Raw genomic sequence first — 22,390 nt, 5'->3', positions numbered from 1 at the left:
CCTTTCATCATTTCGCTATTTACTCGCCCCAAAATCATCAATACTGAAATCCGCAGTTACCCTAATTTCTGCTTCCTTGGCATAATACTCGTCCCATTTTTCCTTTAGCTTGCGCCACTCTTTAGGATGATTCCATTCGAGCAGCATCCCAAGCTGCAGGACATCCGCTCCCGCCTCCTGCGTTTTACGGATGGCCCTGCGTACATCTGCAGTGACCCTTTCCTCCAGGTTTCGCTTAATAGTTCCACTGTGATCAATAGCATTCTCGGCGCCATTATCCCTAAATAATGTGATGCTCGCTTTACCTTTCAATTTGATGTAGAAGACAGGGCCTTCCCCTGTCATCTTTACGGAATGTGAAACTGAATTGTTATAGAAAAGCGCACTGGCTTTCCCCTTACTGTCTTCCTCCCACTTTACCGTATACATAGGTAGCGCTATATGACCGGCCAAATCTCCGGCTGCCCACGAAAGCGCCCTGCTGTCCGCACCGCTCAGTGTATCCTTCATTTTCATTTTATTGAACAACATGACGCCTTGCACTCCTGCCCATTGTACCGGTTTCCCCTGCTCCATCTCGTCCGGGTTCTCTCCAAAGGACAAATAATTCATCGCATAACCCATGTTGTTTGCCTCAGCCTGCAGACAATTCCTGATCGTTGTTGCATAGGTCAGATTAAGCTCTGAGAAATTCCGCAATACCTGATCAGGTAATTGTTCAAAGATCGCAGATAATCGGGCAATTTGCTTCGCTTTGCCGGGAGCGGCCATGATATAGGTTCCTATTGGAAGTTCAGGCTGCCGTTTGGTCCATTCCAACAATTCATAAATTCCCCGTGCCGCATATTCCTTTCCGATAACTATCACTTTAATATGTGAAATATCCAGCCGTCTGGATAGGTCTTTCTGAATCAGGATGATGGCATCTGTAATGGTCGAAGCGGTTTTAGTTACCAGGGAGTAGCTTTTCCCCTGCGAGCCTCCTGCTGGTGTGCTGGACATCAGACGATTGGGCAGCGGGGCATTGATGGAAACCTCCACAGTTCCCGGTTCCTTACCGACATCAATATACATGCCAAAAATAAACGTTAATTGATCCAATTCGATCTTGGACCAGCAGCCGGTCAGATTGAGGAGCAGCAGGAGAACAACCCCAAGCTTGATCGGTTTCATTGCTTTCTCTGCCTCCTGTCATTCTTTCGATCAGTAAACGCGGTGCTCCGCTTGGTCATGAACGGGTTCGGTACACGCAGTAAAGTATCTTTCCAATCCTCTAATATAAGCGGCGCAACAGGCTGCAGGTAAGGTGTACCAAAGGATCGAAGATGCGCCAAATGCCCATAAATAACAAAAACGGCGACTATAACTCCAAGCAGCCCCATTGTGCCTCCTAGCACAAGCAGGACAAAACGCAGTAGCCTGAAGGTCAGACCCAGCTCCAAATGGGGAATGATATACGAGGCTATACCGGTTATAGAGACGACAATGACCATAGGTGCGGAAACAATCCCCGCTTGAACTGCTGCCTGTCCAATGACAATCCCGCCAATGATGGAGACAGTCTGCCCTACAGGTTTGGGAATCCGGGTGCCGGCTTCCCTAAGCGCTTCAAAGGTAAGCTCCATAATAAGCGCCTCCGTTAAGGCGGAAAACGGGATATTCTCCCTGGCAGAGGCGATCGTAAGCAGCAGGTCCGAGGGTATAATCTGCGAATGAAAAGTGGTTATGGCTACATATAATGCCGGAAGCAGCAGCGAAATCAGCGAAAAAAAGAACCGGACCAGCCGGATCCAGCTGCCGGCATAAAAGTTCTGATAATAGTCTTCCGAAGACTGCAGCAGCGAGAAAAAGGTTACTGGCGTAAGCAATGCGGACGGAGTCCCGTCCTGGAGTATACCCACACGGCCTTCCATAAGCGAAGCGGCGACGGAGTCGGGACGCTCCGTATATTGAAATACGGGGAACGGTGAGAAATGACCCTGCTTCATATGTTCTGCCAGATAACTGACCCCAAGCGATCCGTCTACATTGAGGCCTTGCAATACGCCTTCGATTTCAGCCAGAATCTCCGGTTTATAAAGTCCTTCAATGTATACCAGATATACATCTGTCTTCGTATATTTCCCGATGGAGAAGTGTTTTGTCTTCAGATCGGCATGTTTGATTTTATGGCGCAATAGAGAGAGATTCGTGGCAACATCTTCAATGAAAGCTTCCTGCGGCCCGATAACAACCAGTTCATTCTGCGATTCTGATACCGCTCTTTTCTGGTAATGGGTGATCTCAAAGTAATAAAGATAAGGTAATCCTTCGATATAGAGCACCGCATTACCGCTGACTGCCAGCTCTACCGCTCTATCCAAGTCATATACTTTAATATAGGGAATGGCAAAGGCAGAGCCATAATCCAGACGCTCCAGAAAACGCGGCCAGTCCGGCTCCGAATTCGCCTCCGACTTCAGCGGTGTAGAGACAAATTCCTGCAGACTGAGCGTATCCACGATGGAGGGAATATAAATCAGCATGCAAGAATGACCATAAACATTAATAGATTGGTATACCGCATCGCTGCAGCCGGCAAGCTGCTCCTGTATACCGTCAAGTATGCTCTTAGTCATGCGTCTCACCTCCTTCAGGTATGCTGGAGAATCTGACTTAGTTTGCCAAGACATACTGGAAATATACGCAGAACCGCAGCTTACAGTTAGCAAAAAGGACCAGCTCTGCAGCCGGTCCCCTCCATCATTCAATTCTGGATAAAAGGCTTTAAGGCTTGAAGCAGCTTCTGCAGCTTACCCGAGCAATCCTCGTACAACTGCTTGGCGTCCTGGTTTTTGGTGGATAGACTGAATAATTCAAGATCAGCTTCACATTTTTTTAATAGCGCATAGAGCTGCGGTTTATCCTGCGGTGGCTGAAGCTGCACACTATCGGCGTATAAATCTACCGTCAGCTCCCCGTAAGAATCAACCTGACCGAGAAAGACATTCTCTACGGTAAGCCCCTGCTTTTCAAGCTCACCATTCAGCCATCCGCGGGACAGATTCAGGGTATCGAGCGGTTCGTCCATAATTTTCCCGTCCATGATAACCGCCTGCGTCTCCTGCTCTGGTGCTACCTTGATCCCCAGATGCTTCGGTGTCAGCGGCTGATTCTCGCGCGTAAGCAGCACATTAATCGCACCATCCGACTCCATAATGGCAAATTCAACATCTGCCACTTTGAAGACATCCTTCTTCCGCAGTTCCTCCAGCAGCTCATCCGTCGACAGCTTTTCCTTTTTCATATTCTCCTCAAGAATCTTGCCGTCCTTGATCAGCACCGTCGATTTGAAGTCAATGAAATCCCGGGCTTTCTTACTCTTGATCTGTAGAAACTCGATACCATAGGAACATGCGACCCAGACAGCCAGTGCGATCAGGCCCAAATGCCAGGTTTTATCGGTATCCAGTGATATGTAAGCCGCGATACTCCCCACAGTAATACCCGTTATATACTCGAAAAAGGATAGCTGCGAAACCTGTCTTTTACCAAGCAGTTTTGTCAAAAAGAATAACACAACAACAGCAAATAATGTTCTTATGATCACTTCAAGCCATTCCGCCATTTTGAACCCTCCATTTGATTTTTATGCATTCCGACATTCGTACCAACATTATTTGTCAAAAAAGGCTAGCTTAGACTAGCAATAATTTCTTGTATGACGCTGCTGAAGAAACCTATATAACATAGCCGGTAAATTTTACCTGAATGACTGCAAGCAAGTAGTCAAATACTAGAAAACGATCATTTACTCAACAATTAGGAGGATATAAGAGATGACTGTTGCCTCACAAGTGAAGACATGCCTGTCTTCTTTAAAAAGCGCACAAGCAAGTCTGGAGCAGTTCGCTATGGAAACCCAAAACGAAGAAGCCAAAACCCTGTTTACGAACGCTGCTGAGCAGACACAGCAGATTGTTCAACAGGTCGAAGGCCGTGTTACACAGCTTGAACAAGAGGAACCGCAATATAAAGGTTTCTAGTTTGAAGTGTAGGTAAAAAAGCATCCCCAACCCGCAAATTTTGACGGATTGGGGATGCTTTTTCGATTCACAAGAATGGCTTTGGGATTCTCTTTTTCCCGGGAATTTTATAGCTAAGTTTCCTGCTTTAACGGTTATCCGGGACGTTCATCATTTCGGCAATTTCCAGCTTGCGGCCGGTCCGGGCACTTTCCAGAGCTCCAAACACCATTGCCATACTATAGATATTATCCCTGCAATCCGTTTCGGCGCGGCGCTGCTCGCTAAGAGACAGGAACATTTCCTGGAGGCAGCCATGATGGAACGTCTCCTCCATGTCAGCTGCTGCTCCTTCAATCCGTACATAATCATTGATGAACTTGCCTGCAGCATTACTTGTATCCAGTACTTCGGCATATGGCATGCCAAGACCATCCCAGATGATGGCCCCCTTCTCACCCTGAACCCGCCAGGAAGATTCCCACGAGGTAGGCGCACCTTCCGCACACCATGAGCCCTGATAACTGAATACTGAACCGTCTGACATTTCAAAAATGCATACAGCTGAGGCATTCCCGGCATACCACGACCCCGGTGGATTAAATTCCTGGCAGTACACAGTAACCGGATCCGCCCCGCTGATAAACCGGGCCTGGTCGAAGGTATGAATCGCCATATCCAGGAGCAGCGGGCTGTCCATCGCATCGCGGAATCCTCCGAAATGCGGTGCCAGGAAAAAGCTCGCCCCGACATAGCCTACCCGGCCGATCGTCCCGGATTCAATCTGTTCCCGCAGAGCGCGGATTCTAGGATCATACCGGCGGTTCTGCATTACGGCATGGGAGTGCCCGGTACGTTCGGCAATTGCAACGATCTCAGTACACTGAACCAGCGTTTCAGCCAGCGGCTTCTCACTGAACACATTGCAGCCCAGCTCAAGAGACGTGCGGGCAATATTAAAGTGGCTTGATGGAACGGTCACGTCAAATACCAGATTCGCACCGGTCTGTTCTATAGCTTGTTTGATATCGGTAAAGACCGGAACAGTAAGTCCGTGCTTAAGCGCCATATTTTCAGCCGATTCCAGGCGGATATCCACCAGTGCAACAATCTCAGCATCCCGCCGCTTCAAGACATAGCCAAGCCACTCATTCGCCATCCCTCCGCAGCCGGCCAGGGCTATGCGGTATTCTGCTGTCATAAGTTGTTCTCCCCCCATCTGGATTAGCGCGGATTAGGCACAAAGCTTCCGCCCCGGCAGGTTTTTAAATAATTCAGTGCATGGACCTGGCCGGTCATTTCAAGCTCATCACGGTAGACCGGATCGTGCCAGCCTTCAATGTCGATTGTGCCTTTGTATCCGGCTTGACGTAGAATACTGATAACATCTGTCCAATTGGTGTCTCCAAAACCTGGCGTACGATGCCACACATACTCTTTTGGACCATGGATGCCGTACTCTTTGACGATATCCCAGGCAATCGTCGCATCTTTGCCATGTACATGAAATATTTTGTCCGTCCATTTCCGCAGCTGCGGAATCGGATCGATGAGCGCAACCATCTGGTGGCACGGCTCCCACTCCAGCCCCAGATTATCCGCAGGGACAGCATTGAACATTTTTTCCCAGGCTGTTGGATTGTGTGCGATATTCCAATCTCCGGTCTGCCAGTTCCCGCCCATGGAGCAGTTTTCAAAGGCGATTTTGACTCCTTTATCAGCAGCTCTTCTGGATAGCTCTCCGAATACTTCCGCGAACTTAGGTATGGACTCATCAATAGAGCAGTCGGTCAGACGTCCTGTGAAACCGTTTACGATATCAGTGCCGAACAAATGGGCGTGATCGATCAGCCGTTCCCAGCTGGCCAAAGTGTCTGCGTTGTCTCCCGTACCTGTTAACGGATTGCCGAATACACCAATTGCAGAGATCACAAAATGATGCTCAGCGGCCAGTTCACGTACCCGGGCAGCGGTTTCTGCCAGATTGGTAGCTCCCGTAGTCTGCCAGAAGGTCAGGCTGAAGGATTCGAAGCCGTGTTTAACGATTTGCGGAATGACGCTTACGGCATCTCCGCCGCCGACCAGGGTACCGATTCTCAAATAATCTTCCATCTTGTGTACCACTCCAATATTGGTTTATATTAAGTTCAATAAACCAAGTATAAAGCCGATCATAAGTGAAATCTCTTCTTATCTTGTGCTATTATAGCAGAATCTTGTGGGAGTTGATGATGCAGTGACCTATCCGAAGGAGCTCATGGAATATCCCGAGCTTGAAGAGAAAACGTACCCCTTCCGGCTTTTTTTCAATGAATGCAAAGACGCCAAAGCAGAACAGAATATCCTGTTCATGCACTGGCATGAACATTTCGAGATTATAGTCATGCAGCAGGGAAGCGCTATCTTTCATGTGGACAGCAAGCCCTATTACGCAGCACCGGGAGACGTAATCATCGTTCCTTCCGGCGGGCTGCACGTCGGATACAGCCTGGTACAAGGAGATATCGCATACGTCTCTATCGTATTTCACGCCTCCCTGTTTAAAGATCGGAATCAGGACTCGCAGCATGAGCAGTTTGTGGCTCCTTATTTAAATAACCGGTATCAGTTCCCAGTAAAGCCGGCCGATCACCATTCCGCTTGCTCCTCATATTTCCATCTGCTGGAATCCATTATTTCTGAAGTGATGCAGCAGGGCCCGGCTTTTCAGCTTGTAGTTAAGAATCAGCTGCATTTATTCTTCACACTGCTGGCCCGCGCCTTCCCCCCGCAGCAGATGAGTGACAGGCATCAGAACGAACGGTATTCCCAGAGCAGGGAACGCTTCAAACCGCTGCTGGAATATCTGGAAAGCCATATCGACGAGAAAATCAGCATTGAGTTTGCTGCCAGGTTTGTGAATCTGAATCCCTACCACTTCTGTAAAACATTCAAAAAACTGACCGGCCGCACCTTTATTGACTATGTGAACTTGTGCCGGGTAAATGAAGCTGAGCGGCTGCTGCTGGAGACGGATTATTCGGTAACCGAAATTGCCGGGAAGGTTGGCTGTGATAATCCTAATTATTTCACAAAGCTCTACAAACAATATAAAGGGCTTACACCATCCGGAGCCAGGCGTTAAAATGCAACAAAAGAGCACCGTTCACGGTGAGTGAACGGTGCTCTTCTTCGTCTATGATACAGCAAGGTTACATTTCCGATATTTCGACCCATCGCCGCTCTGTGATTGAGCGTTCTACCGCTTCCAGCACTGCCTGGCATTTCACACCGTCGTTAAAGTTAGGTTCGGGCTGGCGGCCTTCAGCAATGGCGGAGGACAGCTCCAGCATTTCGTGGATAAACGTATGCTCGAAGCCAATCGTATGCCCCGGCGGCCACCAGGCTTCGGCATAATCATGAGAAGGGTCAGTGGCCAGGACACGGCGGAAGCCCTGCACATCCTCAGCGTCAGAGGTCAGATACACTTCCAGCTCATTCATCCGCTCGAAATCGAATTTCACACTGCCCAGACTTCCGTTGATTTCAAAGGAATTCGTTGAACGGTGACCGGCGGCAAACCGTGTAGCTTCAAAGCTGCCGAGTGCACCGTTCGCAAAACGGGCCAGGAATACAGTGGCATCGTCTACCGTAACGGCGCCCCTTGGTGCGTCTTTCCCCGCCTTGGCGCTTAGTCCGGTCATTTCTGCTGCAAGAGGACGCTCCTTGATGAACGTCTCACTCATGCCGATGACTTCCTGCACCTCTCCAACCAGGAAATGAGCCAAATCAATTAAATGCGCTCCCAGGTCGCCATGGGACCCGGACCCGGCAACCTCCTTCTGCAGCCTCCAGACAAGCGGAAACTCCGGATCCAGAATCCAGTCCTGGAGAAACCATGCACGAAAATGATAAATCTTCCCCAGCCGGCCGCTCTCCACCAGCCGCTTCGCCAGCCTGACCGCAGGAGAGAAGCGGTAATTGAAACCGATCATATGCTTAATTCCTGCGGCATTGGCAGCATCCAGCATCTCGCGGGAATCTGCCAGATTCAGCGCCAGCGGCTTTTCACAGAAAATATGTTTGCCAGCCTTAGCCGCCGCCAGAGCAATCTCCTTATGCGCATTGCTCGGAGCGTTGATATCGATAAGATCGATATCATCACGGTTGACCAGCTCCTGCCAGTCGGTTACACTTTCCGCCCAGCCGAGCTGATCAGCTGCGGCTCCTACCGCTTCAGCATTCCGGCCGCAGATCACGGACATCTCCGGCTTCATAGCCTGCGGGAAGAACATAGGCAGACTGCGGTAGGCATTGCTATGGGCCTTGCCCATAAATTTGTAGCCGATCATTCCAATACGAAGCTGTTTCATCTTACTCCTCCTTGAGATCAGTTGTAGTTGATGAAAAACGATAAGCGCTGCCGCCAGCATGGTTGAGAGGATCATGCATTTTCGCTGCCTGCGAACCAGATTGTAAACGCTTAATATACATCGCGTACATTTTCTCATGGGGACTGGCGCCCGTCAACCGTACATTCAACTACGCCGTGTCTTATTCCGAAGAATCTTTCAGCCAGGCCTGCACATGCGCCAGAAACCGCCGGGCAGCCGGTGAAGCATGTTTTAGTGAATTCACAGCGATACCCAGCGAACGGAAGCTGCGTTCTTCCAGCTCCAGCATGGCTACGTTGTGGTTCTGGCGGGTGATGACCATTTCCGGAAGAATGCTAATCCCCAGGCCGTTCTCAACCATCGCGATAATCGCCGAGTCATCCCCTGCAGTAAATTTAATATTCGGATGGATTCCGGCCTTGTCCAGTACCCGCCGGGCATCATAGTCCGAACCCGACTTCTGGATAATGAAATCCTCATGCGCAATTTGCGCCAGCGGCATATATGGAGCCTGAGAGAGCGGATGATCCTTGGAGAGAATCGCAAGCATGCGGTCCTTTTTCAAGGGGAACACTTCAAATTTCTCGCGCGTAGGCAGGGAGATGAAGCCGCAGTCAATCACACCGGATTCAATCCACTGCTCAATTTCAAGATACCCGCCCTCCATCAGCTTAAATTCAATATAAGGATACTCCCGGCGGAACTCCTTAATCATCCCCGGGAGCCAATGCACAGATACACTCGTAAATGTTCCGATGGTAATCGTCCCCGTTTCCAGCCCGTGAATATCTGCAACCTGCTGCTTCAGCTGCTCGTTCCACTTGAGAATCTCACGCATCGCCGGCACAACCTGTTCTCCGTTCACCGTCAGCTTGACTCCTGAACGGTTTCTCAGCAGCAGGGAGAACCCGAACTCCATTTCCAGACTGCTGATGGTATGGCTGATTCCTGATTGCGTGAAATCCAGAATTTCTGCTGCCTTGGTTAAACTGCCCAGCTCCACCACTTTCAGAAAGACTTCGTACTTATTCAGGCTCATCTCTCCATCTCCTCCCTAAACATGAGTTTTTCTCATGTATCCTATGATAAACATTCAGTTAACTTATGTATTTGACCGTATTATACTATACTCAGATGATAAGGAAAAGGAAGATGATACCAACGATGAAGCCGCTCAAGGCCGAGCTACTGCTCCTGATTGTAACGATGTTCTGGGGTTCCTCCTATATATTTATGAAGATGGGGCTGGGCACTCTCGGGGAATTCAACCTGATTGCTCTCCGCTTCGTACTTGCTTTTATCTTAGCAGCAATTCTGTTCCACAAACGGCTGCGCAGCATCAATATCAGAACATTGAGATACGGGGCCTTGCTCGGGTTTTTATTGCTCGGCGTATTCACCTGCATCACGTTTGGGCTGCAGACAACGACAACTTCCAACGCAGGTTTTCTGGTCGCCCTGACCGTTATTTTTGTACCGATGCTTGATGTGCTGGTCTTCCGTAAAAAAGTCGCCGCTGCGCAAGTATTTGGTGCAATACTTGCCATCGCCGGCATTGGACTGCTTACGCTGAATTCTGCATTACACATTCAACCGGGTGATTTCCTCTGTATTCTGTCAGCCCTGTTTTATGCCGTTCAAATCCTTGTCACCAGCAAAGCGGTAAAAAGCTGTGATTCGCTGAACATCGGAATTCTCCAGCTCGGGTTCGTGAGCGGCTATGCGCTTGTTCTGTCTGCTATTTTCGAAACTCCCCACCTCCCATCCACCATGCCGGGCTGGATTGCGATTCTGGCACTTGGCATTCTGTGCAGTGCCTGCGGTTTCATCCTGCAGCCGGTAGCACAGAAGTTCACTACCCCGACGCGTACGGGGCTGATCTTTTCTCTGGAGCCCGTATTCGCCGCTTTCTTCGGTTACTGGTTCGCCGGAGAACAGCTGTCGATGCAGGGATATGCCGGAGCTGCTCTGGTTATGCTGGGTATTGTCGCATCCGAGCTGCTCGGCAAAATGTCCTCAGCTTCCCATTTCCCCCGGTATCTCAAGAAACACAGAGCGGATATCTAAACTAAATAGCGCAAAAAAAGCCGCTGCAGCACTGTGTTAACTACCACAGGCTGCAGCGGCTTTTTGCCAAGCTTAGCGTTAATGTCCCATTATCATTGCCGGGTCAGGGTTCTGCCCATCCGCAGAAGCCTTCTGCTGAAGCTGCTTAGGCTTGCGCAGGATTAGACTGATTACCACTCCCGCTACAGCGATGCATGCCGAGAGAAAGAAAACATCATTAAATCCAAGAACCGCAGCCGTCAGCGGATTGCCGCCTTCGGTCAATTCCTTGGTGTGGACCGAAATCTGACTCGTTAAATAGCCGGTCATGCCTGCAACGGCAAAGGAGACTACCACCTGCTGTGCAGCAGCTGTAAGGGGAGTAACCCGGCCAACCCATTCACGCGGTGCGGAATTCAGTACATGTGTATTGACAGGCATCATCGATAAGCCCATTCCCAGACCCATCATAAACAGCCAGAACATAATCAGCGGAAGACTTGTATCCGTGGTAATACCAGATAACATGAACAGCGCTGTTGAGATAATGCTTAGCCCCACAAACAATAGCGGACGGGCGCCGATTTTGTCAAACAGCCGTCCGCCGATCGGCATTCCGATTCCCGAAGCCAAAGCTTGCGGAAGCAAAATAAGGCCGGTTTCCAGTGGGGTGTAATTACGGATTTGCTGCAGATAAAGAGGGACGAACAGCATGGAACCAAATAATGCAGCCTGAGTAACCCAGGAGAGCAGAATACCGCGGGTGAAGTCCGATGAACGGAATACACGCAGTTCCAGCAGCGGATGCTTGTGGAGCAGCTCTACAATAACGAAGAGCACTAGGGCCACACCGCCTACAGACAGTCCGACAATGGTTCCGGTAGCTGACCAGCTGTTGCTTCCGCCTTCATTGACACCGTAAGCCAGCATTGAGAAGGCCACCGGAGCCAGGATGATCCCGAGAACATCAAGATGCGCTTTGCCTTTCTTCTCGGTGGTCGGCAAATATTTGATGCCCAGAATGATCCCCACAATGCCAATCGGCACATTAATCAGAAAAATCCAATGCCAGCTTACATACTCCACCAGCCAACCCGACAGCACCGGACCCAGTGCAGGAGCGAGCAGCATCGGAATGCCCAGCATCCCCATAATGGTACCTCTGCGTTCCGGAGGTGCCAGCCTGAATACCATGGCCATCCCGATTGGAGCAACCATTCCCCCGCCAAGACCCTGAATAACGCGGAAAATAACCAGCTGTGTAGACGTCTGCGCAAGAGAGCATAACATCGAACCCAGCACGAACATTGCTACTGTCGCAACAAACACTTGTTTGGAACCGAACCGGTCCGTCATGTAGCCCGCCAGCGGAATCACGGCAGCCAAGGCTAAGGTGTAGCCTGTAATTGCCCACTGGACGGTTTTTAGATCCGTATTAAAATAATCAACCAGCTTAGGTACTGCCACATTGACAACTGTACCGTCCAGGATAACCATAATCATCCCGACTATAATTGCCAGCAATGGCGGCAGTATGGCTTTTAGCGAGAAGGGCTGCTCAGCTGCAGCAGGATTCTCATTCGTCATCGTTGGCATTTTTTTCTCCACTCTTTTCTCTAATTATGATTTGGTTTGGTAAAAAAACGGTCAAACAACCCGTCAATCTGATCTCCAATTGGAGGGAGCTGAAAGACCGGCAGAATATCATCCTGATCTTGGGGCAGGCTCGATGCCATAACTACGGGATAAACAATTGCACCGTAAAGCTGAAAAAGCATAGTCATCTGCTGATCTTTGTCTTGTTCTCCGGTAATTTCCTGCAACGCAGCAAGAATTTTTTCAATTCTCATCATCTTGCAATACCTTGCATATTCATCCTGGGAGCCGAGAATCACATGCCTCTGATCAAGCATCTGTTTCGCCAGTCCCGGATAACGTTCAAGGTTAGTGATATACCGGATAAAAAACTCCTTAAGCCTCTCTCTCGGCGGCAATAGATCATCCTCCAGCACTTGAAAGGCATCGTTAAAAGTGGACACGAGCACTCTTACGGCAGCCCCAAGCAGATGATCCTTTGAACCAAAATAATAATTCACCAGTGCAAGGTTGATATCCGCCTTAGCGGCAATGTTGCGGAGTGTGGCGCAGCCGAACCCCTTTTCCCGGATCAGTTCTACTGTAGCATCAAGAATCGTCTGTTTCGTATCCTTCTCTGAAGAATCTGCGTAGTTAGTGGCTTTGGTCATAATAAAATGAATATCACCCCTTTGAAAAGGATTTCTAAACGCCGTTTTAAACACTGTTTAATCCAAATTTAATCTATACCGTTTCTCCCGTGATGTCAATAGCCTATACCGTTACAGTTACACAAAAAGAAGACGACCCGCCCCATTCAAGAGTTCGGTCGCCTTCTTGCTTGTTAGCTATGAGATTCGTCTTCAGCAGCCACGGGTTCCAGTTTCAGACCGGTGATTTTACCGGCACTATCCAATGAAAGCGTTAGCACAGCCTCGGCTTCTGTAAAAGACAAAATACTTTGAATAGTGAGCGTCTCTTCGCCCCAGTCACTGGCTGTAGATTTCACTCCAAAATATTTCCCCGCCGGAACTGCGATCTGTTCCCAGTTCTTTTGAATGAGCGGTAAATCAGGCATCTGCCCGGATTTATCGTTAAAATACCGGGTCTGCAGCTCCTGATATTGGCCTGTTGCCAGCAATGTCGAAACCGCTCCAGCCGCCACCTCAGGCGTATAAATCTCTAATTGATTCGTAGCCGTGCTATATCCGGCGATTAAGCCAATCGAGTTCAGAAAAGATAGCGGGACATAAAGCCGTTTTTCCCTGGTTTCAATTGCACCTTTGAAAGAAACCTTCTTTTTGTCCTTTTCTCCAATTACAATCTCATGACCGCCAACCTGGAACTCAATGATTTCGTTGACTCTGCTTAATTGAACTTTTCCGGTACTTCCCTGGTAGGAAATCTTGTACTTCAGAGCCTCGGCAACCTCACGAAGAGGCACCATCACGGCAGCTCCGCTCTTGTATACCGTCGAATCTGTGAGCGAAAGAGCTTGTCCGTTCAAAATAACACTCATGTTCGGCGCGGCTTTTACCTCTTGTGCTGCAAAAGTCCCTGTTCCGGCTGCCACTAACAGAATACTTAGGATAACGGCTGCGATTCTAGTCTTCAAATCGATTCCACCTCTCCTGTATTAGAATTAGTATACACAGAGTCTGAAGGGAATAGTCTCACATTAAACAATAACCGATTTTCTCAAAAATATAACCCATTTTTCGTAAAAAAAAGATCTGCTTAAGATCATTTCAGAACATTTGTTATTCTACATCAAAATTAAAATAGTGTGACGAATATGGCTCGTTCTTCAGCGTAAAATGCCACCACTCTTTGCTATAAGGGTTGAAGCCCTGTTTGACCATCGCATCTTTCAGGATTTTCCGGTTCTGATGCTGGGTCTTGCTCACAAGCACGGTATTATAATAAGAGATCTCTCCAAAAAAATCATACGGGCTGCCCATATCCACCAGAGCTCCTGTTTTTTTGTCAGCCAGCGTTAAGTCTATGGTGCTGCCTCTGGAATGCCCGGATTTCTTGGAAATAAAGCCCAGCTTAAACAGATTGCGTTTATCTAGCTGCGGGTAATAGAGCTGTTTGTTCTTGGTATCCGAAGAATCCTGGGACCAGGCTACAAACCGGGTTACCGCTTTCTGCGGACGGTAGGCATCATAGATTCTCAGAATATAACCCTTGCCGGCCAAATCGGTACTGACCTTCTTCAAGGCAGTTGCCGCTGTACGGGTGAAGATCGCCAGTGGCGCCTTGTACCCGTTTACCGGTGCTCCGGTAAAATTATTTTTGCCGTAGTAGCGGATCTGATACTGTGCTTCCGGAACAACTTCATCAAGGTAAACAAATCCCTCCGGCAGATTATTTTTCTTCACCACGCTGTTTTTCGCCGGTACTCCGGGTGTATCCTGACCTGTTACAGCTGTCTGTGCTAAGCCGTAGTTCTCTGCATGTAATACACCCATGCCTGCAAGCAGGATGATTACTACAGTCATTCTTGCCACTCTATAACGCTTCTTAATATTATCGTTATTGTCTTGTTCACCTTTCTGCGGCATCCTTCTCCTCCTTCGTCCAGAATCCGGAAATATTTACGCTCTATAAGTTACATTATCCCCCTCAGGAAGTCCAGCACAAAAAAGGCATACCCGCAGTGCGGATATGCCTTTCCGGCAGTGAATCGCCAGGATTACTTAACACAAGGATTAATGCATCGGTGCTTGTGATTTATGCTGAATAACAACCCGTTTGAGGAAGAACGCAACAATCAGACCGATAACCGCCATTATCATTCCGAAAATAAAGGCGTTCTGCACCCCATGGGTAAATGCCGCCAACACATTCGACGGATCGGCAGCGTCAGTGACTGTCTTCATATAATTCTTAGTGCCTGAGGTCATGATGCTTACAGCCAGGGCAGTGCCGATGGCACCGGCTACCTGCTGCAGCGTGTTCATGATCGCTGTGCCGTCAGGATAATACTCAAGCGGTAACTGGTTGATCCCGTTCGTCTGGGCAGGCATCATAATCATCGAAATTCCGATCATCAGGGCGCTGTGCAGAACGATTACAAATATGACTGTGGACGTAGCAGTGATGCTGGAGAAGAACCAGAGTGATACTGCCACAACCACGAGACCCGGAATAACAAGCCATTTCGGACCGTATTTATCAAACAAACGTCCCATCAGCGGTGACATCAAGCCGTTGATAATCCCGCCGGGTAAGAGCAGCAGACCTGCTTTGAATGCACTATAGCCTTGACCCTGCTGAAGATACATCGGAAGAATCAGCATCGAAGACAGGATAACCATCATGCAGATGAAGATCATCAGTACCCCTACTGTAAACATAGGGAACTTGAAGGCACGCAGATTAATCATCGGCTGCTTCATTGTCAGCTGGCGGATGGCGAACAGCACAAGGGCTATAACACCTATAGCAATCGCAATGATTACTTTGGGACTGCTCCACCCGCTCTCTTCACCAGCGCTGCTGAATCCGTACACGATGCCGCCAAAGCCAAACGAAGATAGCACAATGGAAAGCACATCGATCTTCGGCTTGGTGACCTCTGATACATTCTGCATAAACAGGATTCCGCAAATCAGTGCGATGACCAGGAAAGGCAGTGACAGCCAGAAAATCCAGTGCCAGCTTAAATTCGAGATCAGCAGGCCGGCAATTGTTGGTCCTATCGCAGGCGCGACCATAATGACCAGACCAATGAGTCCCATTGCCGCCCCTCTTTTTTCAGGAGGAATGATGACCAGAATCGTATTGAACATCAGCGGCAGGAGCAGCGCTGTCCCCATGGCCTGAACGATACGGGCCATCAGCAGAAACTCAAAATTCGGAGCCATCGCCGCAATGAAGGTTCCTGCAATCGAGAAGCTTAACGCTGCTACAAACAACTGTCTGGTCGTAAACCATTGGAGCAAGAGTCCGGAAATAGGTACGAGGATGCCCAGTGTAAGCAGATAAGCGGTTGTCAGCCACTGCGCTGTCGTAGGTGTAATGTTCAGCACAGTCATCAAATCACTCAGTGCCACATTCAGTGCTGTTTCACTGAACATCCCGATGAATCCGGCGAGCAGTAAAGAAACAAGAATCGGGATCGTTTTGAACTGTTTTGCTTGGGGTTGTTGCTTGCTTTGCATGGTTGCTTCCACTCTTGTATCCTCCTGATAATCGATAATTTTCTCTCTCTAGCTTTCTGTTTGTTAACCCAGTATGGCAGGTATACTCTGTGCCGCAGCAAGCAGCGGCTGTGTGCTCTTGTGTGTCAGCGCCTGGAGAAGTGCACCTTCGTACAGCGAGATGACGACCGAAGCCTTATTGGCAGCAGTTGTGTCCTCCACGCCTTCCTGAAGCAGACTCTGCATAATAACATCCTGCCAGTCCTTGAACACCGATTGACAGGCCGAGCGCAGCTCGTTACTGACACAGGAGGTTTCAACAGCAACCCAAAAGCTGAACGGAACTAACCCTTCAAAAGAAGTCTCCTCAGCCTTCCTGGCTACATCCAGAATGAAATCCTGTACCATTACGGCTGTACCCAGTTGTTTATCCGCGTAGTAACGGAGCAGCTGGGCAACTATCTCACTTGTCCGGCTGATGCAGGTTAAGGCCAGTTCCTCTTTACCCCGTGGAAAATAATAATAAAGCGATCCCTTCGGCGATTCACTGTCCTTAATGATCTGATTCAAGCCGGTCGCATGATAACCTTGTGTGAAAAACAATCTTGAAGCGGTGTCCACAATCGCCTCACGTGCATTGTGCTTGTTCGACAAGCTCAACACTTCCTTTTCTTTTATAACAATCGGTCTATATAATAAAACCATAAATTTTAACTATTTGTCAACATTTAATTGTTTCAAATTTAATTTTCATCCCGGTCTTAATTATTCTTTAGAATAGAAAGTAACATTCCAATTGTTAATCTGAAGTCCAATCAAGTATAATATTATTATTCCAATCAGAAAGGTGTGTTTTATGATGACTGAAATCAGCACAACCAAAGGGATTCCCAGACCTCTAGTCAAAACCAATCAGGCTTTTATCGTCCTTTCTGTACTGCTGACCTGGATCACAGGAGCCTATTTGCTGCTTGCGCTCCCGCTGGCCGCCGGATTGGCTGGTCTGTTGTTTGGATATAATCCGGTCATTAAGCTAGCCGCTAATTTTCTGAGGAAAGAGCCTTCCTCTTACCTGCAGGAAGACTGGGATCAGCAGCAGTTCAATCAGAGCATCGCTGTTTTTTGCCTTGCTGCCGGACTGGTCAGCTTTTTGGCCGGCTGGACAGTTCTTGGGTATATTTTCACGGCACTGGTAGCGACCGCTGCAACTGTCGCCATTCTGGGATTCTGCATCGGCTGCTTTATCCACTATCAATGGAAAATGTACAACTACAGACGCAAACAGGCAGCATCGGGCAAATAATTAATTACCTGCCGGTGCTGCCGTGAATTACTCAGTATTGTTCATTTCAAAATGTAGGAAGACAGGATCTTCTCTACAGACGAGGCGAAGCTTTTGCCTGCGCCCCAATCGAATTTAAAGACCATACTGTTCGAGCTTCCCGCCGAAATGAGCCGGACTTTACTCACCCCACTGAAATTATCCACAATCACCACCAGTGCAGCCTGATTGCCGGCGCGTAAGTAATAACGTTCATACACCAGTGTTCCAATCATCCGTCCGTCTCCAAGATCATGCAGCTCCTGATGCAACAGCTCCGATTGTTCCGTCAGACCGTTCCTCACCAGTGTTATAGCTGCATCAGGCTGCAGACTGATATCAAATCTAAACACTTCATTCATCCAAACCTGCCTCCCCCATTAATGAAGCATGCTTTATTCTAAAGCGCTATTCCTCCCGGACTGCCCCGGCGATATCCCAGCGGTGGCGGAATTTTGCCAGACGGGGGTGAATCTGGTCAGGTTCTTCTGACAGGAGCAGCCGCAGCTTGACAATCCATTCCTCAAACGAAGAATATGAAGCAAACAAATTGGCCATTTCCGGAGTGAGATACAGAAAATACGGCGCTGGATAGACATCGCTGATATGACGTAGCGCCGAATCCAGCGGCGTGTATTTCTTCCGCTTACCTTCGAGGCTCTCCACGGTGACAAACGGGAGTCCCTGCTCTCTTTTCCACTCATGAAGACGGTCTTCCCGCTTGTAGTAAGCCTGTACGGGCTCTTTCGTCATACGTCTCACCGTTTCCTCATGCAGCGGATATAGCACCAGCTTAGTGAATTTGCGATCTATCGCAGTTCTCGCAGCCATTTCCAGCTCCTGATCCGTGATACGCTCAAATGAATCATAGAAAATCAAAGTCCCTTTACGTTCTTTGGCCGGCGGCTCATAACCATAAGGCACATGCTGAATGTCTCGTTTCATCATTACCCTCCTGCTTAATCGATAACTACAGCATATCATGCCAAGCTGATCTTTCAAAAAATGCAGCAGAGCTTTATCCCATAAACTTCTTATGGGCATATGATGCCGCACCTAAAGTACCAGCACGGCTCCCCAACTCGGCCTGTACGATACTGCAGCTGCCGCTTGACAGCTTCAAGGCATGGCCGTTCACGGTTTCGCGCACAACACCCAGCAGCCTGTCCCCAGCCGCCGCCATTCCCCCGCCAATTATGATCCGCTCAGGGTTCAGCAGATTAATCACATTTGCCAGCCCGAAACCAAGCAGTCTCCCTGTCTCATGCATCACTTCTAGCGCCAGCTCATCTCCCTGGTCATATGCCTCTGAGATCATTAAGGCGGTAATCTGGCCGTTGTCGCCGTCCGTCCAGGTTTGAATGACACTGGATTTGCCTGCTGCCAGCTTTTCTTTGAAGGTTTTGACCATGCCTACAGCTGAGACATACCGCCCTAGACAGCCGGAGCTGCCGCAGCGGCAGGGCCTGCCGTCTCTGTACATATTCATATGCCCGATTTCTCCTGCGCTATAGGTCGTCCCGTACAGCACCTTTCCGTCATGGATAATTCCCGATCCCAGGCCTGTACCGAGAGTCAGCAGCACCAGATTGCTGCAGTTTTTTCCGGCACCATGCAGCCACTCCCCATATAAATTGACCCGTACATCATTATCAATATAGACAGGGAAATCGTAATGATGCTTCATTTCATTCACAATATGTATTTGCTCCCACCCCGGAAAGTTCGGGGAGAAGATAGACAGCCCTTCTACCGGGTCCAAAAGGCCAGGTATCCCCATACCCATACATTCAATCTGCTGAAGATCAATCCCGTTCCCATCCGTCAGCTGCTTCACTGCAAGTCTGATCCGTTCGAGTACATGTGCCGGCCCTTTTGCTGCTTCCGTTAATAGAGACAATTCATCTACGGCGGTGAATCCATCATCGAACAACCCGGCTTTGATATTCGTTCCGCCTAAATCGACACCTAATATGTAGCTGTTCATAGAACCCGTCCTTCTTTTCCTTAAGTGTCCAGTTACTATTCTTAGTATGCTATTTCTGGCAAAGAGAGGTTAGGATTTTTATCGCAACTTTATAGTATTTTCTTATTGTGTTCACAAAGCAAAAAAAGGCAAACGGAGATGTCTCATCCGCCTGCCTTGAATAACTAACGTATCTGTCTTAAGAGCCTGCTCCCTTATACCGTTTGACTCCGTAATTCCAGCTTAGAAGTCCAATACAGAGGAACACTGCGCCGACTACCGGTGTTAGTAATGCCATGCTTCTCATCTCATCCCTGTGCAGGAACAGTGCTGCCGGATAGATTCCGACAAAAGCAAATGGAACAATCCAGGTGAGCAACACCTGAATCGCCCGGTTGTAGATCGTCACCGGATAACGTCCATACGTCTGAATATTGTACATGAGCGGCAAAATGCCGGTTGGCGCATCGGAATAGAACGACAAGGAAGTCAGGGTCGTATAGATCCCTGTGTATATCGCAACCGCACTTAATGTCAGTACAAGCAATGCCGGAATAGTCCACCATTCGAAAGGCAGGCCAAGATTAGCGCCGCTGATCGCCATAATTATCAGTCCGATGAACGAACCGACCAGAGACGGCGGATCGACATTTTCCAGGAAAATCTGAAACAGATTATGCGCCGGACGCGTCAGGACACGGTCCATCTCACCTTTAACAATGTATCGCTCACTGAAGCCCCACATATTCACAAAGCAGCTGAAGACACCAAAGGGCACCATAAAGAAGCCGTAGACAAACACTACTTCATTCTGATTCCAGCCGCCGAGACTGTCCGTATGCATGAAGATAACCAGAATAAAGATAAAGTTGGTCGCCTGGAACAGCAGATCCGATATGACCTCTACCCAGAAGTCGGCGCGGTAGGTTAACCGGGTTTTCATATAATTTTTCAAATATTCAAATAATAATCCCAAGTAATACATGTCATCAACCTCCCTGCACGAACAGCCGCTTACGCGCCGCATGGTATAGCCAGACAATAGGAATGATCAGCGCCAGGAACCAGAAGACCTGGACACCGAGCACATTCCAGATGCCTACCCCTTGTACCCGGCCCGTAAATACGGAGCCCGGCAGGTAAGTGATGGCTTGAAAAGGCAATACGTGAAGCACAGAAGACAGCCAGCCCGGAAATAGGGTGATCGGCACAATCAGACCGGAGAACAGGTCCACGATTACCCGCTTCATCCGCATTACGCCTTCATTATTCTCGACAAAAAAGGCCGTCAGGCCTGTGATTACATTAATCTGTGAGCTGATCAGGAAGCTGAAGAAGAGCATGACCAGGAATCCGATCCATGCCGAAAGCTCCGTAGGCAGCTGCACAGGAAACAGTAGTACCGCTATAATCATCCCCGGAATCATCAGCATCATGAACCGGAACAGCCCTTCACCGAGTCCCTGCATCATTTTGACCAGCACGTAATTATACGGGCGGATGAACTGGATCGCGATGCTGCCGTCACGGATATCCGTAGAAATCTCACGGTCCAGATTGTTGAAATAAAAGGCCCTCGCCATCCAGGAGACGGCAACATAAGTTGTCATTTGTGCCCCTGTAAAGCCGCCTAACGATTCACCGCCGCCGTATATGGCCTTCCAGGTAAAATAATTCACCCCGATATTCAGAGTATAAATCAGAATACCAGAATAATAATTGATCCGGTAAGCAAGCATAGTCAGAAAGCGGATGCGGATAAAATCAAAGTAAGCACCAAGCAGCAGACGTCGCCCGTTTTCCGGGGAATGGCCTGACGAAGAGCCTCCACCAGAGGTGGAGACAGCAGTCTTTAGAGCTTTAGACATGAGTGGCCTCTTTCTCATCCTGCAAGCCCGCAATCATCTCTTCCGGCTTCTCGGCAGATCCGGACTGATAAATGCTGCGTACAATCTCATCAGTATTCGTTTCGATAATTTTGATGTCGGTTATATCCGCTTGACCGACAACCCGGGCCAGCACATCAGATACATTCAGCTCCAGCGGAATCCATACCTTGGCACCCAGCTCATTCTCAGCCGACCAGGACACGGGCATCCCGTCCGTCCACTGCACCAGCTGCGCAAGCTTAGTCGCTGTTCCAAACTGGAACTGCACCTCGCGTCCGGTTCCCCAGCGCTGCTTCAGCTCCTCAAGCCCGCCATCATAGATAATTCGTCCGTCATCCAGCATAATTACTCGTGAACACAGCGCTTCGATATCCTGCAGGTCATGGGTTGTCAGCAGAATGGTAGTACCATGCTCACGGTTCATGTCTTTGAGAAAATCGCGGATCTCTGACTTCACGACGATATCAAGTCCAATGGTCGGCTCGTCCAGGAAGATAATCGACGGATTATGCAGGAGCGCAGCCACAAGCTCACAGCGCATCCGCTGGCCAAGACTCAGCTTGCGGACCGGACGGTTAAGCAGATCCTGGAGCTCCAGCCGTTCGACCAGCTCGTCCAGCCGTTTTTTGAAATCCTGCTCGGATACCCGGTACACTTTACGAAGCAGCTGAAAAGACTCAATAACACCGATATCCCACCAGAGCTGGCTGCGCTGGCCAAACACAACGCCAATATTCTGCACGAATTTCTCGCGTTCCTCATAAGGAACAAAGCCGCCGACAGACACACTGCCTGAGGTCGGAACCAGGATTCCCGAGAGCATTTTGATCGTCGTTGATTTGCCTGCTCCGTTCTCGCCGATATAGCCGCAGATTTCCCCTTGGGGAATAGTGAATGAAATATCCTTCACAGCTGTAACTTCAGAATATTGCCGTTTAAACAAATCAGCGAAGGCCCCTTTGAGGCCCTCGCGGTTTTTTTGGACTTTGAAGGTTTTGCGCAAGTCCTGCACTTCAATTGCGTTCATAGAGTACCTCGCTAAGCTAAAAGTTATGGTTCAGTTCTCCA

Annotated in this window: 23 protein-coding genes; 4 read left to right on the top strand and 19 right to left on the bottom strand. The window is 49.0% G+C overall.

Annotation, left to right across the window (positions count from 1 at the left end; translation table 11 throughout):
- Nucleotides 1-15: 15 nt before the first annotated feature.
- The 3 genes from L6H70_RS03040 to L6H70_RS03030 all read right to left on the bottom strand — a co-directional run bounded on the left by L6H70_RS03040 (nucleotide 16) and on the right by L6H70_RS03030 (nucleotide 3,607).
- Nucleotides 16-1,173, bottom strand: coding sequence for a Ger(x)C family spore germination protein (locus L6H70_RS03040; RefSeq protein ID WP_236329633.1), 1,158 nt, complete (start codon nucleotides 1,171-1,173; stop codon nucleotides 16-18).
- Complete coding sequence (locus L6H70_RS03035) at nucleotides 1,170-2,618, bottom strand: spore germination protein (RefSeq protein WP_236329631.1); 1,449 nt, start codon at nucleotides 2,616-2,618, stop codon at nucleotides 1,170-1,172. Before L6H70_RS03035 ends, L6H70_RS03040 begins: the two co-directional genes overlap by 4 nt.
- Before the next feature lie 128 nt (nucleotides 2,619-2,746).
- Nucleotides 2,747-3,607 (bottom strand): DUF421 domain-containing protein, encoded by an 861-nt coding sequence (locus L6H70_RS03030; protein ID WP_236329629.1) that lies wholly within the window; start codon nucleotides 3,605-3,607, stop codon nucleotides 2,747-2,749.
- Between the two features lie 211 nt (nucleotides 3,608-3,818).
- Between L6H70_RS03030 and L6H70_RS03025 the strand changes: the two genes are divergently transcribed.
- Nucleotides 3,819-4,025 (top strand): DUF1657 domain-containing protein, encoded by a 207-nt coding sequence (locus tag L6H70_RS03025; RefSeq protein ID WP_054940448.1) that lies wholly within the window; start codon nucleotides 3,819-3,821, stop codon nucleotides 4,023-4,025.
- Nucleotides 4,026-4,152: 127 nt separating this feature from the next.
- Here L6H70_RS03025 and L6H70_RS03020 read toward each other — a convergent pair whose 3' ends face one another.
- Together L6H70_RS03020 and L6H70_RS03015 are read right to left on the bottom strand one after the other, a co-directional pair.
- Nucleotides 4,153-5,205, bottom strand: coding sequence for a Gfo/Idh/MocA family protein (locus L6H70_RS03020; protein ID WP_236329627.1), 1,053 nt, complete (start codon nucleotides 5,203-5,205; stop codon nucleotides 4,153-4,155).
- A 23-nt stretch (nucleotides 5,206-5,228) separates the two neighbouring features.
- Nucleotides 5,229-6,116 (bottom strand): sugar phosphate isomerase/epimerase family protein, encoded by an 888-nt coding sequence (locus tag L6H70_RS03015; RefSeq protein ID WP_236329625.1) that lies wholly within the window; start codon nucleotides 6,114-6,116, stop codon nucleotides 5,229-5,231.
- A 106-nt stretch (nucleotides 6,117-6,222) separates the two neighbouring features.
- On the opposite strand from L6H70_RS03015, the gene L6H70_RS03010 reads away from it, so the two are divergent.
- Nucleotides 6,223-7,128 (top strand): helix-turn-helix domain-containing protein, encoded by a 906-nt coding sequence (locus L6H70_RS03010; RefSeq protein ID WP_341482689.1) that lies wholly within the window; start codon nucleotides 6,223-6,225, stop codon nucleotides 7,126-7,128.
- Between the two features lie 67 nt (nucleotides 7,129-7,195).
- On the opposite strand, the gene L6H70_RS03005 is transcribed toward L6H70_RS03010, so the two are convergent.
- Both L6H70_RS03005 and L6H70_RS03000 read right to left on the bottom strand, forming a co-directional pair.
- On the bottom strand, nucleotides 7,196-8,356 hold the full coding sequence (locus tag L6H70_RS03005) for a Gfo/Idh/MocA family protein (protein ID WP_236329624.1): 1,161 nt from the start codon (nucleotides 8,354-8,356) through the stop codon (nucleotides 7,196-7,198).
- Between the two features lie 181 nt (nucleotides 8,357-8,537).
- On the bottom strand, nucleotides 8,538-9,416 hold the full coding sequence (locus L6H70_RS03000) for a LysR family transcriptional regulator (protein ID WP_236329622.1): 879 nt from the start codon (nucleotides 9,414-9,416) through the stop codon (nucleotides 8,538-8,540).
- Between the two features lie 125 nt (nucleotides 9,417-9,541).
- Between L6H70_RS03000 and L6H70_RS02995 the strand changes: the two genes are divergently transcribed.
- A complete protein-coding gene (locus L6H70_RS02995; RefSeq protein ID WP_236333087.1) occupies nucleotides 9,542-10,444 on the top strand; it encodes a DMT family transporter in 903 nt (300 codons plus the stop codon).
- 78 nt (nucleotides 10,445-10,522) lie between these two features.
- Here L6H70_RS02995 and L6H70_RS02990 read toward each other — a convergent pair whose 3' ends face one another.
- The 6 genes from L6H70_RS02990 to L6H70_RS02965 form a co-directional block, all read right to left on the bottom strand.
- The gene (locus L6H70_RS02990) at nucleotides 10,523-12,019 is read right to left on the bottom strand and encodes a DHA2 family efflux MFS transporter permease subunit (RefSeq protein WP_236329620.1); all 1,497 of its coding nucleotides are present in this window, start codon (nucleotides 12,017-12,019) and stop codon (nucleotides 10,523-10,525) included.
- Between the two features lie 20 nt (nucleotides 12,020-12,039).
- The gene (locus L6H70_RS02985) at nucleotides 12,040-12,669 is read right to left on the bottom strand and encodes a TetR/AcrR family transcriptional regulator (RefSeq protein ID WP_236329618.1); all 630 of its coding nucleotides are present in this window, start codon (nucleotides 12,667-12,669) and stop codon (nucleotides 12,040-12,042) included.
- A 173-nt stretch (nucleotides 12,670-12,842) separates the two neighbouring features.
- Entirely contained in the window at nucleotides 12,843-13,613 is a 771-nt protein-coding gene (locus L6H70_RS02980; protein ID WP_236329616.1) for a stalk domain-containing protein, read from the bottom strand.
- Nucleotides 13,614-13,758: 145 nt separating this feature from the next.
- A complete protein-coding gene (locus L6H70_RS02975; protein ID WP_236329614.1) occupies nucleotides 13,759-14,565 on the bottom strand; it encodes a M15 family metallopeptidase in 807 nt (268 codons plus the stop codon).
- A gap of 147 nt (nucleotides 14,566-14,712) precedes the next feature.
- Nucleotides 14,713-16,167, bottom strand: coding sequence for a DHA2 family efflux MFS transporter permease subunit (locus L6H70_RS02970; RefSeq protein WP_236333085.1), 1,455 nt, complete (start codon nucleotides 16,165-16,167; stop codon nucleotides 14,713-14,715).
- A 63-nt stretch (nucleotides 16,168-16,230) separates the two neighbouring features.
- Nucleotides 16,231-16,809 carry a TetR/AcrR family transcriptional regulator gene (locus L6H70_RS02965; protein WP_341482688.1) on the bottom strand — a complete coding sequence of 193 codons (579 nt, stop codon included), beginning with the start codon at nucleotides 16,807-16,809 and terminating at the stop codon, nucleotides 16,231-16,233.
- Nucleotides 16,810-17,005: 196 nt separating this feature from the next.
- On the opposite strand from L6H70_RS02965, the gene L6H70_RS02960 reads away from it, so the two are divergent.
- Nucleotides 17,006-17,449 carry a DUF4395 domain-containing protein gene (locus tag L6H70_RS02960; protein WP_236329610.1) on the top strand — a complete coding sequence of 148 codons (444 nt, stop codon included), beginning with the start codon at nucleotides 17,006-17,008 and terminating at the stop codon, nucleotides 17,447-17,449.
- A 41-nt stretch (nucleotides 17,450-17,490) separates the two neighbouring features.
- Here L6H70_RS02960 and L6H70_RS02955 read toward each other — a convergent pair whose 3' ends face one another.
- The 6 genes from L6H70_RS02955 to L6H70_RS02930 all read right to left on the bottom strand — a co-directional run bounded on the left by L6H70_RS02955 (nucleotide 17,491) and on the right by L6H70_RS02930 (nucleotide 22,349).
- The gene (locus tag L6H70_RS02955; protein ID WP_236329608.1) at nucleotides 17,491-17,829 is read right to left on the bottom strand and encodes a DUF6054 family protein; all 339 of its coding nucleotides are present in this window, start codon (nucleotides 17,827-17,829) and stop codon (nucleotides 17,491-17,493) included.
- Nucleotides 17,830-17,875: 46 nt separating this feature from the next.
- Nucleotides 17,876-18,412 (bottom strand): hypothetical protein, encoded by a 537-nt coding sequence (locus tag L6H70_RS02950; RefSeq protein WP_236329606.1) that lies wholly within the window; start codon nucleotides 18,410-18,412, stop codon nucleotides 17,876-17,878.
- A gap of 73 nt (nucleotides 18,413-18,485) precedes the next feature.
- A complete protein-coding gene (locus L6H70_RS02945; protein WP_236329604.1) occupies nucleotides 18,486-19,454 on the bottom strand; it encodes an ROK family protein in 969 nt (322 codons plus the stop codon).
- Between the two features lie 178 nt (nucleotides 19,455-19,632).
- Nucleotides 19,633-20,418 (bottom strand): ABC transporter permease, encoded by a 786-nt coding sequence (locus tag L6H70_RS02940; RefSeq protein ID WP_054940436.1) that lies wholly within the window; start codon nucleotides 20,416-20,418, stop codon nucleotides 19,633-19,635.
- 4 nt (nucleotides 20,419-20,422) lie between these two features.
- A complete protein-coding gene (locus L6H70_RS02935) occupies nucleotides 20,423-21,217 on the bottom strand; it encodes an ABC transporter permease (protein WP_236333083.1) in 795 nt (264 codons plus the stop codon).
- Between the two features lie 76 nt (nucleotides 21,218-21,293).
- A complete protein-coding gene (locus L6H70_RS02930) occupies nucleotides 21,294-22,349 on the bottom strand; it encodes an ABC transporter ATP-binding protein (protein WP_236329602.1) in 1,056 nt (351 codons plus the stop codon).
- Nucleotides 22,350-22,390: the final 41 nt, after the last annotated feature.

The organism is Paenibacillus auburnensis, assembly GCF_927798115.1.
GTDB lineage: Bacteria > Bacillota > Bacilli > Paenibacillales > Paenibacillaceae > Paenibacillus_AQ > Paenibacillus_AQ auburnensis.
The sequence above is the reverse complement of the archived record's forward strand: the minus strand, read 5'-3'. Positions and strand labels throughout refer to the sequence as shown.

What these genes read in the sequence shown, in the direction of transcription:
- L6H70_RS03040 (WP_236329633.1), bottom strand. Translation starts at nt 1,173, where the DNA reads ATGAAACCGATCAAGCTTGGGGTTGTTCTCCTGCTGCTCCTCAATCTG.
- L6H70_RS03035 (WP_236329631.1), bottom strand. Translation starts at nt 2,618, where the DNA reads ATGACTAAGAGCATACTTGACGGTATACAGGAGCAGCTTGCCGGCTGC.
- L6H70_RS03030 (WP_236329629.1), bottom strand. Translation starts at nt 3,607, where the DNA reads ATGGCGGAATGGCTTGAAGTGATCATAAGAACATTATTTGCTGTTGTT.
- L6H70_RS03025 (WP_054940448.1), top strand. Translation starts at nt 3,819, where the DNA reads ATGACTGTTGCCTCACAAGTGAAGACATGCCTGTCTTCTTTAAAAAGC.
- L6H70_RS03020 (WP_236329627.1), bottom strand. Translation starts at nt 5,205, where the DNA reads ATGACAGCAGAATACCGCATAGCCCTGGCCGGCTGCGGAGGGATGGCG.
- L6H70_RS03015 (WP_236329625.1), bottom strand. Translation starts at nt 6,116, where the DNA reads ATGGAAGATTATTTGAGAATCGGTACCCTGGTCGGCGGCGGAGATGCC.
- L6H70_RS03005 (WP_236329624.1), bottom strand. Translation starts at nt 8,356, where the DNA reads ATGAAACAGCTTCGTATTGGAATGATCGGCTACAAATTTATGGGCAAG.
- L6H70_RS03000 (WP_236329622.1), bottom strand. Translation starts at nt 9,416, where the DNA reads ATGAGCCTGAATAAGTACGAAGTCTTTCTGAAAGTGGTGGAGCTGGGC.
- L6H70_RS02995 (WP_236333087.1), top strand. Translation starts at nt 9,542, where the DNA reads ATGAAGCCGCTCAAGGCCGAGCTACTGCTCCTGATTGTAACGATGTTC.
- L6H70_RS02990 (WP_236329620.1), bottom strand. Translation starts at nt 12,019, where the DNA reads ATGCCAACGATGACGAATGAGAATCCTGCTGCAGCTGAGCAGCCCTTC.
- L6H70_RS02985 (WP_236329618.1), bottom strand. Translation starts at nt 12,669, where the DNA reads ATGACCAAAGCCACTAACTACGCAGATTCTTCAGAGAAGGATACGAAA.
- L6H70_RS02975 (WP_236329614.1), bottom strand. Translation starts at nt 14,565, where the DNA reads ATGCCGCAGAAAGGTGAACAAGACAATAACGATAATATTAAGAAGCGT.
- L6H70_RS02970 (WP_236333085.1), bottom strand. Translation starts at nt 16,167, where the DNA reads ATGCAAAGCAAGCAACAACCCCAAGCAAAACAGTTCAAAACGATCCCG.
- L6H70_RS02960 (WP_236329610.1), top strand. Translation starts at nt 17,006, where the DNA reads ATGACTGAAATCAGCACAACCAAAGGGATTCCCAGACCTCTAGTCAAA.
- L6H70_RS02955 (WP_236329608.1), bottom strand. Translation starts at nt 17,829, where the DNA reads ATGAATGAAGTGTTTAGATTTGATATCAGTCTGCAGCCTGATGCAGCT.
- L6H70_RS02950 (WP_236329606.1), bottom strand. Translation starts at nt 18,412, where the DNA reads ATGAAACGAGACATTCAGCATGTGCCTTATGGTTATGAGCCGCCGGCC.
- L6H70_RS02945 (WP_236329604.1), bottom strand. Translation starts at nt 19,454, where the DNA reads ATGAACAGCTACATATTAGGTGTCGATTTAGGCGGAACGAATATCAAA.
- L6H70_RS02940 (WP_054940436.1), bottom strand. Translation starts at nt 20,418, where the DNA reads ATGTATTACTTGGGATTATTATTTGAATATTTGAAAAATTATATGAAA.
- L6H70_RS02930 (WP_236329602.1), bottom strand. Translation starts at nt 22,349, where the DNA reads ATGAACGCAATTGAAGTGCAGGACTTGCGCAAAACCTTCAAAGTCCAA.